This window comes from Pseudomonas sp. GM84 (assembly GCF_000282535.1).
Lineage (GTDB): Bacteria > Pseudomonadota > Gammaproteobacteria > Pseudomonadales > Pseudomonadaceae > Aquipseudomonas.
Genome location: NZ_AKJC01000146.1, coordinates 1 through 11399 on the forward strand (window position 1 = coordinate 1; position 11399 = coordinate 11399).

General features: G+C 68.3%; 12 protein-coding genes. All 12 read left to right on the forward strand.

Annotation, left to right across the window (positions count from 1 at the left end):
• Positions 1-808, forward strand: an 808-nt coding sequence (locus PMI38_RS13020; protein WP_008094659.1) for a CoA transferase subunit A, incomplete at its 5' end; no start/stop codon positions are given.
• An 11-nt stretch (positions 809-819) separates the two neighbouring features.
• Positions 820-1617 carry a CoA-transferase subunit beta gene (locus PMI38_RS13025; RefSeq protein ID WP_008094660.1) on the forward strand — a complete coding sequence of 266 codons (798 nt, stop codon included), beginning with the start codon at positions 820-822 and terminating at the stop codon, positions 1615-1617.
• A gap of 10 nt (positions 1618-1627) precedes the next feature.
• Positions 1628-2545 (forward strand): enoyl-CoA hydratase, encoded by a 918-nt coding sequence (locus PMI38_RS13030; protein ID WP_008094661.1) that lies wholly within the window; start codon positions 1628-1630, stop codon positions 2543-2545.
• Positions 2542-3666: an NAD(P)H-dependent flavin oxidoreductase gene (locus tag PMI38_RS13035; RefSeq protein ID WP_043273561.1), complete on the forward strand. Its 1125-nt coding sequence runs from the start codon at positions 2542-2544 to the stop codon at positions 3664-3666. Before PMI38_RS13030 ends, PMI38_RS13035 begins: the two co-directional genes overlap by 4 nt.
• Positions 3663-4415, forward strand: coding sequence for an enoyl-CoA hydratase family protein (locus PMI38_RS13040; RefSeq protein WP_008094663.1), 753 nt, complete (start codon positions 3663-3665; stop codon positions 4413-4415). Before PMI38_RS13035 ends, PMI38_RS13040 begins: the two co-directional genes overlap by 4 nt.
• A gap of 10 nt (positions 4416-4425) precedes the next feature.
• Positions 4426-5589 carry an acyl-CoA dehydrogenase family protein gene (locus tag PMI38_RS13045; RefSeq protein ID WP_008094666.1) on the forward strand — a complete coding sequence of 388 codons (1164 nt, stop codon included), beginning with the start codon at positions 4426-4428 and terminating at the stop codon, positions 5587-5589.
• A 10-nt stretch (positions 5590-5599) separates the two neighbouring features.
• Positions 5600-6658, forward strand: a complete 1059-nt coding sequence (locus PMI38_RS13050) for an acyl-CoA dehydrogenase family protein (RefSeq protein ID WP_008094668.1) — start codon at positions 5600-5602, stop codon at positions 6656-6658.
• Positions 6659-6661: 3 nt separating this feature from the next.
• Positions 6662-7813 (forward strand): acetyl-CoA C-acetyltransferase, encoded by a 1152-nt coding sequence (locus PMI38_RS13055; RefSeq protein ID WP_008094670.1) that lies wholly within the window; start codon positions 6662-6664, stop codon positions 7811-7813.
• 37 nt (positions 7814-7850) lie between these two features.
• Positions 7851-8729 carry an SDR family oxidoreductase gene (locus PMI38_RS13060; RefSeq protein WP_008094672.1) on the forward strand — a complete coding sequence of 293 codons (879 nt, stop codon included), beginning with the start codon at positions 7851-7853 and terminating at the stop codon, positions 8727-8729.
• 41 nt (positions 8730-8770) lie between these two features.
• On the forward strand, positions 8771-9556 hold the full coding sequence (locus PMI38_RS13065; RefSeq protein ID WP_008094674.1) for an SDR family oxidoreductase: 786 nt from the start codon (positions 8771-8773) through the stop codon (positions 9554-9556).
• A 10-nt stretch (positions 9557-9566) separates the two neighbouring features.
• Positions 9567-10037 carry a MaoC family dehydratase gene (locus PMI38_RS13070; RefSeq protein WP_008094676.1) on the forward strand — a complete coding sequence of 157 codons (471 nt, stop codon included), beginning with the start codon at positions 9567-9569 and terminating at the stop codon, positions 10035-10037.
• A 7-nt stretch (positions 10038-10044) separates the two neighbouring features.
• Positions 10045-11253 carry an acetyl-CoA C-acyltransferase gene (locus tag PMI38_RS13075; RefSeq protein WP_008094678.1) on the forward strand — a complete coding sequence of 403 codons (1209 nt, stop codon included), beginning with the start codon at positions 10045-10047 and terminating at the stop codon, positions 11251-11253.
• Positions 11254-11399: the final 146 nt, after the last annotated feature.

Consider the following 11399-nt stretch of genomic DNA (forward strand, 5'->3'; position numbering starts at 1 on the left):
AAAAAAAAAAAAAAAAAAAAAGCCGATGGCGATCGTGCGCGAGATCCTGCGCTCGCCGGTCAAGGACCTGACCGTGGTCGCCTATGGCGGCCCCGAGGTGGGCATGCTGTGCGCCGCCGGCAAGGTGCGCAAGCTGGTGTTCGGCTTCGTCACCCTCGACGCCATCCCCCTCGAACCTTATTACCGCAAGGCCCGCGAAGCCGGCGAGATGGAGCTGATGGAGCTGGACGAGGGCATGTTCCAGTGGGGGCTGCGGGCGGCGGGCATGCGCTTGCCGTTCCTGCCCACCCGTTGCGGCCTGGCCACCGACGTGACGCGCCTCAACCCAACGCTCGAGACCGTGCGTTCGCCCTATGACGACGGCGAGGTGCTGCTGGCCATGCCGGCGCTGAACCTGGATGTGGCCTTCCTCCACGTCAACGACGCCGACCGCCTGGGCAACTGCCTGGTGACCGGCCCCGACCCGTACTTCGACCATCTGTTCGCCCGCGCCGCCCAGCAGTGCTTCGTCTCCTGCGAGCGTTTGCACGAGCGCCTGTCGCTGACTGCCGAGCAGGCGCGCGCCAACACCTTCGAGCGCTACCTGGTCACGGGCGTGGTGCATGCCCCGCTGGGCGCGCACCCGACTTCGTGCCCGTCGGACTACGGCTGGGACCTGGACCACCTCAAGCGCTACGTCGCCAGCGCCCAGGAGGAAAACGGCTGGCAGCAGTACGTCGAGGCCTGTGTGGCCGGCGGCGAGCAGGCCTATCAAGCGCAAAACGGCGGTGCCGCGCGCATGGGCGCCTTGCCCTTACCTGTGTTCTGAGGAGTCCAAGCATGTCTGCTACCTGTGATTTCACCCTGGCCGAGCTGATGATCGTGGCCGCCTCCGAAGCCTGGCGCGGCAACGGCGAGGTCATCGCCTCGGGCCTGGGCGTGATTCCGCGCCTGGGCGCGAGCCTGGCCAAGCTCAGCCACAGCCCGGAACTGCTGATGACCGACAGCGAGGCATTTCTGGTCGAAGAGCCGCTGCCCCTGGGGCCGCGCGGCGACCATGTGGCGCGCTACAGCGGCTACCTGTCGTTCGAGCGGGTGTTCGAGTGCGTCTGGGGCGGCCGTCGCCACGCGATGATCGGGCCGACCCAGATCGACCGCTGGGGCCAGACCAACCTGTCCTGCGTCGGCGACTACCACAAGCCCAAGGCCGCCATGCTCGGCGTGCGCGGGCTGCCGGGCAACAGCATCAACCACATCAACTCGTTCTTCGTGCCCAACCACAACACCCGCGTGTTCGTCAGTGGCGAGGTGGACATGGTCTCGGGCGTGGGCTTCAAGGCCGAACGCTGGCCGGAAGGTGCCCGCCGTGACCTGATGGACATCCGCCAGGTCATCACCGACCTCTGCACCCTGGACTTCGAGGGCCCGCAGCGCGCCGTGCAGGTGCGCACCCTGCACCCTGGGGTGAGTTTCGACGAAGTGCAGGACAAGACCGGCTTCCCGTTGCTCAAGTCGGCGCAGCTGCGTGAAACCGCGCTCCCCACTGCCGAGCAACTGGCACTCATTCGTCGCCTGGACCCCCATGGCCTGCGCGCCACGGCCATCAAGGGCAACCCGCCCGGCATCCGCCCGGCCTGAGGAGGCGACCATGCACAGCAGCGACAGCCAGTTCGTCAGCCGCGAAGACAACGCGGTCTATGAAACCCAACAGCCGGTGCTGTACGCGGTGGCCGACGGCATCGCCACGGTCACCCTCAACCGCCCAGGCTTCAACAACGCGCAGAACTCGCAGATGACCTACGCCCTGGACGCCGCGTTGCGCCAGGCGGTCGACGACGACAGCGTCAAGGTCATCGTGCTGCGCGGCAACGGCCGGCACTTTTCCGCCGGCCACGACATCGGCACCCCGGGGCGCGACATCGACAAACCGTTCGAGCGCGCGCACCTGTGGTGGGACCACACCAACAAGCCCGGTGGCGAGCAGCTGTATGCCCGTGAGCAGGAGGTGTACCTGGGCATGTGCCGGCGCTGGCGCGAGCTGCCCAAGCCGACCATCGCCATGGTGCATGGGGCCTGCGTGGCGGGTGGGCTGATGCTGGCCTGGGTGTGCGACCTGATCGTCGCCAGCGACGATGCGTTCTTCCAGGACCCGGTGGTGCGCATGGGCATTCCGGGGGTCGAGTACTTCGCCCACCCCTATGAGCTGCACCCACGCATCGCCAAGGAGTTCCTGTTCTGTGGCGAGCGCATGAGCGCCGAGCGTGCCTACCAGATGGGCATGGTCAACCGCGTGCTGCCCCGCGACCAGCTGGAGGCCGCCACCTATGCACTGGCCGCCAACATCGCCCGCCAGCCGCGCATGGGCCTGGCGCTCACCAAGCAGGCGATCAACCACGTCGAAGACCTGCAGGGCAAGCGCACGGCCATGGACGCGGCGTTCGCCTGGCACCACTTCGCCCATGCCCACAACGAACTGCTGTCCGGCGACAAGCTCGGCGGTTTCGATGCCAAGGGCATGGCCCAGGCCAACAAGCAGGCGGCGCAGCCTGAAGGGGGCCGTTCGTGAGCCGCTGGATGAACACGCCGCTGACCGAGGCGCTGGGCTGCCGCTACCCGATCGTGCAGACGGCCATGGGCTGGGTCTCCGACGCCAGGCTGGTGACCGCGACCACCCAGGCCGGCGGCTTCGGTTTCCTGGCCGGGGCGACCATCGCCGCCGATGCGCTGGAAGGCGAAGTGCGCAAGGTGATCGATGCCACCGGCGGCAGCAACTTCGGCCTCAACTTCCACATGTTCCAGGACAACGCGGCGCAGTGCGTCGACCTGGCCATCCGTTATCGCCTGCGCGCCGTCAGTTACGGGCGCGGGCCGGATGCGCAGACCATTGCCCGCTTCAAGGCGGCCGGCGTGCTGTGCATTCCCACCGTCGGTGCCCTCAAGCATGCGCTCAAGGCCCAGGAACTGGGTGCCGACCTGATCACCCTGCAAGCCGGCGAGGGCGGCGGCCACACCGGCGGTGTGCCGGGGACGATCCTGCTGCCGCAGGTGCTGGCGGCGGTGCGCGTGCCGGTGATCGCTGCCGGCGGGCACTCCACCGGGCGCGGCCTGGCGGCGGTACTGGCGGCCGGTGGGAGCGGTATCGCCATGGGCACGCGGTTCCTGATGACCCGTGAATCGCCCACGCCGCAGGCCACCCTGGCGCGCTACCTGAAGGTCAACGACCCGCAGCAGGTACGGGTCACCACCGCCGTGGACGGCATGCGCCACCGCATGATCGAGAACCGCTTCATCAACCGCCTGGAGCAGGCCGGGCCGTTCGGCCGCCTGCGCATCGCCCTGGGCAGTGCCTGGCACTGGAAACAGCAGACCGGCATGAGCCTGGCGCACATGGGCGCGGTGTTCCTGCGCGCCCTGCGGGAAGACCCTGCGGCCCTGTCCCAGGTGGTCATGGCCGCCAACCAGCCGGTGCTGCTGCAGCGCTCGATGGTCGACGGCCTGCCGGACGACGGGATTCTGCCCAGCGGCCAGGTGGCGGCGGCCATCGGCGAAGTGTTGAGCTGCCGCGAGGTGATCGAAGGCATCGCCGCCGAGGCCACGCAGTGCCTGGACGCCTTGCTTGCACGCTGCCCGGAACAGAACCCGGCAGCTATCAACGACCGATTGGCCCTAAGTGGAGAACGTTCATGAACCCGGCCTTTACCACCCAGATCGACCAGGGCATTGCCGAACTGGTGATCGACAAACCCCCGGTCAACGCCCTGGACAGCCAGCAATGGCTTGCCCTGGCGGCGCAGATCAACGCCCTGGGCGCCAACCCCGAGGTGCGGGTGATCGTGATCCGTGCCGAGGGGCGCGGGTTCTGCGCCGGCGTCGACATCAAGGAGCTGGACGCCTATCCCGAGCGCATCGTCGCGGTCAACGCGGGCAACTACGAGACCTTCAAGGCCGTGCACCGCAGCCCGGTGCCGGTGATCGTCGCGGTGCATGGCTTCGTGCTCGGCGGTGGCATCGGCATCACCGGCGCGGCCGACATCGTCGTCGCCGCCGACTGCGCGACCTTCGCCTTGCCCGAGGTCGACCGTGGCGCCATGGGCGGCGGCGCGCACCTGCAGCGCCTGTTCCCGGTGCAGAAGGTGCGTTACCTGTTCTTCACCGGCGCCAGCATCGGCGCGCAGGAGGCCCAGGCCTACGGCTTCATCGAGCGGGTGGTGCCCAAGGCGCAACTGCGCGAAACCGCGCTTGAAATCGCCGCCCGCATCGCCGCCAAGAGCCCGGCCATGATCCGCCTGGCCAAGGAAGCCTTGAACGGCATCGAGGACGGCAACCTGGAAGACAAATACCGCTGGGAGCAGGGCTTCACCCTGCAGGCCTACACCAGCCCGGACTCGGCAGAAACCCGCCGGGCGTTCGTCGAAAAACGCGACGTGAAGTTCTGAGGGGAGCGCCATGCAACTGACCTACACCCCCAAACAGCAAGCCTTCCGCGCCGAAGTGCGCGCCTGGCTTGCGCACAACCTGCCGCGCGAGCCGCTGGCCAGCTACGACACCCGCGAGGGCTTCGAGCAGCACCGTGCCTGGGAGGCCAAGCTGTTCGAAAGCCGCTGGTCGATGGTGATGTGGCCGGCCGACCTGGGCGGGCGCGGCTGCGACCTCACCGAATGGCTGATTTTCGAAGAGGAATACTACGGCGCCGGGGCGCCGATGCGGGTCAACCAGAACGGCCAGCTGCTGCTCGGCCCGACCCTGATGGAGTTCGGCACCGCCGAGCAGAAGCGCAGGTTCCTGCCGCGCATGGCCGCCAGCCTGGACATGTGGGCGCAAGGCTGGTCAGAGCCCAATGCCGGCTCCGACATGGCGGCGATCTCCAGCAAGGCGCTGCTCGACGGTGACCACTATGTGCTCAACGGCCAGAAGACCTGGTCGACCCGGGCGATCTTCGCCGACTGGCTGTTCGGCCTGTTCCGCAGCGAGCCTGGCTCCACTCGCCACCATGGCCTGTCGTTCCTGATGGTGCCGCTGGACGCGCCGGGGGTGACGATTCGCCCGATCAAGGCGCTCAACGGCAAGGACGCCTTCGCCGAAGTGTTCTTCGACGACGTCAGGGTGCCGGTGGCCAACCGCATCGGCGCCGAAGGGCAGGGCTGGCACGTGGCGATGGCCACCGCCGGTTTCGAGCGCGGGCTGTTGCTGCGCTCGCCGGCACGCTTCCAGCACACCGCGCGCAAGCTGGTGGAGCTGTTCAAGGCCAGCCCGCAGGCCGCAGAACGCGACCCGGCGCTGGGCGATGCGGTGCTCGACTGCTGGATGGGCGCCGAGGCCTACGCCTTGTCGGCCTACCACACCGTCGGCCGGCTGGGCCGCGGCGAGCAGATCGGTGCCGAGTCGAGCATCAACAAGATCATCTGGTCGGAGCTCGACCTGAAGATGCACGAAACCGCCATGCGCCTGCTGGGCGCGCGTGCCGAGCTGCTGACCAGCGCGGCAGCGGGCGGCGACGCGGCGGGCTGGCTGGACGGTTTCCTGTTCGCCCAGTCCGGGCCGATCTATGCCGGCACCAACGAGATTCAGCGCAACATCATCGCCGAGCGCATGCTCGGCCTGCCCAAGTAAGGAACAGGCCATGGACTTCACCTTTACCGATGACCAGTTGTCGTTTCGCGAAGCCATCAGCCGGTTCCTGATGACCGAAGCGGCGCCGGAAATGCTCCGGGAAATCTGGGAAACCGACGCCGGGCGCTCGCCGGACCTGCGCAACCGCATTGCCGCCCAGGGCCTCACCGCGCTGTCGGTGCCCGAGGCCGAGGGCGGGCTGGGCATGGACGATGTGGCCTGGGCCCTGATGACCCAGGAGCTGGGCTACTACGCCATCCCCGATTCGCTGGCCGACACCGCCTACGTGGCCGCCGGCCTGCTGGCCGGGCTCGATGCGCAGCACCCGGCCCGCGGCGAACTGCTGCCGCGCATCGCCGAAGGCAGCCTGCGCCTGGCGATCAACCACCCGATCAACCCGCTGGTCAGTGATGCCCAACTGGCCGAGGTGCTGATTCTGCCTGACGGCGACGACCTGCACCTGGTGCCGCGCGCGGCCGTGGATGTGCAGGCGCAACCCAGCATCGATGCCTCGCGGCGCCTCGGCGCGGTCAGCTGGCACCCGACCCCGGCCACGCTGCTGGCCAGCGGCGAGCAGGGCCGCCGCCTGCAGGCGCAACTGCTGGACCGTGGCGCGCTGTCGGTGGCCGGGCAACTGCTGGGCCTGGCCCAGCGCATGCTCGACCTGTCGGTGGACTACGTGGCCCAGCGCAAGCAGTTCGGCAAGCCGATCGGCAGCTTCCAGGCGGTCAAGCACCACCTGGCCGATGTGGCGCGGCAGATCGAGCAGGCCAAGCCGGTGCTGTACCGCGCCGCCCACGGCCTGGCCCAAGGTCAGCCAGGCGCCTCGCTGTGGGTGTCGCAGGCCCGCCTGGCCTGCTGCGAGGCCAGCTGGCTGGCCGCGCGCAAGGGCATCCAGGTGCACGGCGCGATGGGGTACACCTGGGAGGTCGACTTGCAGATGTTCATGAAGCGGGCCTGGGCGCTGGATGCGTCCTGGGGTGACCGCGGTTTCCACAAATCCCGTGTCGGCGCCTACCTGTTCGCCGACGGCGCCCGGCTGGGGCCGGGGCATACCTTCGAGGAGTGAACCATGCCTGAGGCTTATATCGTCGACGCGTTGCGCAGCCCCACGGGCAAGCGCAAGGGCGCGTTGGCCGAGGTCCATGCCATCGACCTGGGCGCGCATGTGCTCAAGGCGCTGGTGACGCGCAACGTCATCCCGGCGGAGGACTACGACGACGTGATCTTTGGCTGCGTCGACACCATCGGCGCCCAGGCCGGCGACATCGCCCGCACCAGCTGGCTCGCCGCCGGGTTGCCGCTGTCGGTACCGGGCACTACCGTCGACCGGCAGTGTGGCTCGTCGCAGCAGGCGCTGCATTTTGCCGCCCAGGCGGTGATGAGCGGCACCCAGGACGTGATCGCCGTGGGCGGCGTGCAGACCATGACGCGCATTCCGATTTCCTCGGCGATGCTGGCGGGGCAGCCGTTGGGCTTCGCCGACCCGTTTTCCGGCAGCGAGGGCTGGCGACAGCGCTTCGGTGCGCAGCCGGTCAACCAGTTCTATGCGGCCCAGCGGATTGCCGAGCACTGGCAGATCAGCCGCGAGCAGATGGAGGCGTTCGCCCTGGAAAGCCATCGGCGCGCGCTGGCGGCCATCGACAGCGGGCGCTTTGCCCGCGAGATCGTCGCCTGCCATGGCCTGCACGTTGATGAAACGCCGCGCCAGACGACGCTGGCGAAAATGGCCGAGCTGCAGCCTGTCGACCCGCAGTTCCCGTCGATCACCGCCGCCGTGTCGAGCCAGACCTGCGATGCCTCGGCGGCGCTGCTGGTGGTGTCGGAGGCTGCGCTCAAGCGCTACGACCTGACCCCCAGGGCGCGCATCCATCACCTGACGGTGCTGGGCGACGACCCGATCTGGCACCTCACCGCGCCCATCGCCGCAACGCGCCGCGCGCTGCAGCGCAGCGGGCTGCGCATGGCCGACATCGACCGGGTGGAGATCAACGAAGCCTTCGCTTCGGTGGTCATGGCCTGGAGCAAGGAGCTGGACTACGACCCGGCGCGCACCAACGTCAACGGCGGTGCCATCGCCCTTGGCCACCCGCTGGGGGCCACCGGCACGCGGCTGACCACCACGCTGCTCAACGAGCTGGAGTGCAGCGGCGGGCGCTACGGCCTGCAGACCATGTGCGAGGGCGGCGGCCAGGCCAACGTGACGATCATCGAGCGCCTGTAGCGCGCACCTTTCAAGCAAGCATTCAAAGGAGTCAGACATGGCGATATGTGAAGGCCGCACGGTGATCATCACCGGTGCCGGCGGCGGGCTGGGGCGTGCCTATGCGCAGGCGTTCGCCGCCGAGGGCGCGCGGGTGGTGGTCAATGACATCCGCGCCGAGGCCGCGCAGGACGTGGCCGGCGAGATCCGTGCCAGCGGTGGCCAGGCCATCGCCAACAGCGACGACATCACCACCCTCGACAGTGCCCAGCGCATTGTCGATGCCGCACTGGAGGCGTTCGGCGAGGTGCATGTGCTGGTCAACAACGCCGGCATGCTGCGCGACCGCATGTTCATCAGCCTGACCGAAGAGGACTGGGACCTGGTGATGCGCGTGCACCTGAAGGGGCACTACTGCCTGGCCAACATCCTCGGCCGGCGCTGGCGTGACCTGGCCAAGGCGGGCACACCGGTGGCCGGGCGCATCATCAATACCAGTTCCGGGGCCGGTTTGCAGGGCTCGGTCGGCCAGTCCAACTACTCCGCGGCCAAGGGCGGCATTGCCGCGCTGACCCTGGTGCAAGCGACGGAACTGGCCCGTTACGGGGTTACCGCCAATGCCCTGGCCCCGGCCGCGCGCACCGCGATGACCGAAAGCGCCATGCCCGATGTGGTCAAGGCGCCGGATGACGGCAGCTTCGATGCCTGGGCGCCGGAAAACGTCGCGCCGCTGGTGGTGTGGCTGGGCAGCGAGGCGTCGGGCCAGGTGACCGGGCAGGTGTTCGAAAGCCAGGGGGGCCGGATATCGCTGGCCGATGGCTGGCGCACCGGCACCACCGAGGACAAGGGCAGCCGTTGGCAGGTGCAGGAAATCGGCCCGGTGATCGAGCAGCTGCTGGCCCAGGCCCCGGCGCCACAGAAGGTCTGGGGCAGCTGAAACCGCCCCTTGCCCATTACCGATCTTGAGGAGAACCCCAGGTGAAACAAGCCCCAGCCTATGTACCCGGCCACCAGTTGCTGGCCGGCAAGTCCGTATTGATTACTGCCGCTGCGGGGGCCGGAATCGGTTACGCGGCGGCCCGGCGCAGCGCCGAGGAAGGCTGCCGTGCCTTGATGGTTTCCGATGTGCATCCCCGTCGCCTGGAAGAGGCGGTGGATCGGCTCAAGGCCGAAACCGGCCTGCAGGCCATTCATGGGCAGTTGTGCGATGTGACCGTCGAGGCTGATGTGCAGGCCCTGGTCGACCGCGCCGAGGGCCTGCTTGGCGGCGTCGATGTGCTGATCAACAACGCGGGACTGGGCGGCCAGAAGGCGGTGGTCGAGATGACCGACGAGGAATGGACCCGGGTGCTCGACGTGACCCTGACCGGCACCTTCCGCATGACCCGCGCCATGCTGCCGCACATGCAGCGGCGCGGCACCGGGGCGATCGTCAACAACGCCTCGGTGCTGGGCTGGCGGGCGCAGAAGGAGCAGGCGCATTACGCCGCGGCCAAGGCCGGGGTGATGGCGCTGACCCGCTGCAGCGCCCTGGAAGCCGCCGAGTTTGGTGTGCGCATCAACGCCGTGTCGCCCTCCATCGCCTTGCACGACTTTCTCAAGAAGGCCTCCAGCGAAGCGCTGTTGGCGAACCTGGCCAGCCGCGAAGCCTTCGGCCGCGCCGCTGAAGTCTGGGAAGTGGCCAACGTGATGATGTTCCTGGCCAGCGACTACGCCTCCTACATGGTCGGCGAAGTGCTGTCGGTCAGTTCGCAGCAAGCCTGAGGAGACTGCCATGAGCCATACCTTCAACAGTGCCGCGGCCTTGCTAGCCGCCGAGGGCACTGACCTTGGCTGCAGCGAGTGGCTGAGCATCAGCCAGCAGCGCATCGACCTGTTCGCCGAGGCCACCGGTGACTACCAGTGGATCCACGTCGACCCGCAGCGTGCCGCCGGTGGGCCGTTCGGTGCCTGCATCGCCCACGGCTACCTGACCCAGTCGCTGGTCAACCTGTTCCTGCCGCAACTGCTGGTGATCGACAACCTGGCCATGGGCGTGAACTACGGCTCGGACAGGGTGCGCTTCCCGGCACCGGTACGGGTCGGTTCGCGGGTGCGTGGCCGGGGCCAGATCTTGCGTGCCGAACCGCTGGGCGACAGTGTGCAGCTGGTGGTGCGCGTCACGGTCGAGATCGAGGGCGAAACGCGCCCGGGCTGCGTGGTCGACACCATCAGCCGTTACACCTTCAACCCTGTTGCCGAGTGAGCCTGTCATGGACATGAATGAAGCCGTTATCGTCGCCACCGCCCGTACCGCGCTGGCCAAGTCGTTCCGTGGGTCGTTCAACGATACCGAAGCGCCCGTGCTGGGCGGGCATGTGGTGCGGGCCGTGGTCGAGCGGGCCGGGGTGGAAGCCGAGGCCATCGACGATGTGATCATGGGCGCTGCGGTGCAGCAGGGCACCCAGGCCTACAACATCGGCCGCCTGTGCGCCTACACCGGCGGCTTGCCCCACAGTGTGCCGGGCATGGCGGTGGACCGCATGTGCGCCTCGGGCCTGATGAGCATCGGCCTGGCGGCCAAGGGCATCGTCAGTGGCGAGCTGAATATCGCCATTGGCGGCGGGGTGGAGTCGCTGTCACTGACCCAGACCAAGCACAAGAACACCTACCGTGCGCAATCCCAGGCGGTGCTGGAGGTGATGCCGGACGCGTACATCCCGATGCTGGAAACCGCCGAGATCGTTTCCCGCCGCTATGGCATCAGCCGCGCCGCGCAGGACGAGTACGCGCTGCAAAGCCAGTTGCGCACGGCAGCGGCGCAGCGCGATGGCCTGTTCGACGAGGAGCTGGTGGCGCTGGAGGTCGACAAGCTGCTGTTCGACAAGGAAGGCCAGGCTGCCGGGCACCAGCGGGTGCGGGTCGACCGCGACGAGTGCAACCGACCGGGTACCCGGCTGGAAGACCTGGCCGCGCTGAAACCGGTGTGGAAGGACGGCAAGTGGATCGGCGAGGGCGCGTTCGTCACGGCGGGCAATGCCTCGCAGTTTTCCGACGGAGCCTCCGCCAGCCTGTTGATGAGCCGCGCCGAAGCGAAGCGGCGTGGGTTGACGCCATTGGGCATCTACCGCGGCATTGCCGTGGCAGGCTGCGCGCCGCAGGAGATGGGGATCGGGCCGGTGCTGGCGGTGCCCAGGCTGCTCAAGCGGTTCGGGCTGACGGTGGCGGATATCGGGTTGTGGGAGATCAACGAGGCGTTTGCCTGCCAGGTGCTGCATTGCCGTGATGCCCTGGAGATTCCGGCTGACCGGTTGAATGTGAATGGCGGGGCGATTGCCATTGGGCACCCGTTTGGCATGTCGGGGGCGCGGATGGTTGGGCATGCGCTGCTCGAAGGGCGTCGGCGCGGGGTGCGCTATGTGGTGGTGGCGATGTGCATCGGCGGCGGGATGGGGGCGGCCGGGTTGTTCGAGCTGACCTGAACACCCTGTGGGAGCGGGCTTGTCCCGCGAAAGGGCCGGCCCAGGCAACACAGGTGTATGGCCAGGGCTTCGCCCTGGTTCGCGGGACAAGCCCGCTCCCACACAGGATTGGCCCACAGATCCTCGTTATGTGAATGGCGGCGCGA

What these genes read in the sequence shown, in the direction of transcription:
- PMI38_RS13025 (WP_008094660.1), top strand. Translation starts at nt 820, where the DNA reads ATGTCTGCTACCTGTGATTTCACCCTGGCCGAGCTGATGATCGTGGCC.
- PMI38_RS13030 (WP_008094661.1), top strand. Translation starts at nt 1,628, where the DNA reads ATGCACAGCAGCGACAGCCAGTTCGTCAGCCGCGAAGACAACGCGGTC.
- PMI38_RS13040 (WP_008094663.1), top strand. Translation starts at nt 3,663, where the DNA reads ATGAACCCGGCCTTTACCACCCAGATCGACCAGGGCATTGCCGAACTG.
- PMI38_RS13045 (WP_008094666.1), top strand. Translation starts at nt 4,426, where the DNA reads ATGCAACTGACCTACACCCCCAAACAGCAAGCCTTCCGCGCCGAAGTG.
- PMI38_RS13050 (WP_008094668.1), top strand. Translation starts at nt 5,600, where the DNA reads ATGGACTTCACCTTTACCGATGACCAGTTGTCGTTTCGCGAAGCCATC.
- PMI38_RS13055 (WP_008094670.1), top strand. Translation starts at nt 6,662, where the DNA reads ATGCCTGAGGCTTATATCGTCGACGCGTTGCGCAGCCCCACGGGCAAG.
- PMI38_RS13060 (WP_008094672.1), top strand. Translation starts at nt 7,851, where the DNA reads ATGGCGATATGTGAAGGCCGCACGGTGATCATCACCGGTGCCGGCGGC.
- PMI38_RS13070 (WP_008094676.1), top strand. Translation starts at nt 9,567, where the DNA reads ATGAGCCATACCTTCAACAGTGCCGCGGCCTTGCTAGCCGCCGAGGGC.
- PMI38_RS13075 (WP_008094678.1), top strand. Translation starts at nt 10,045, where the DNA reads ATGGACATGAATGAAGCCGTTATCGTCGCCACCGCCCGTACCGCGCTG.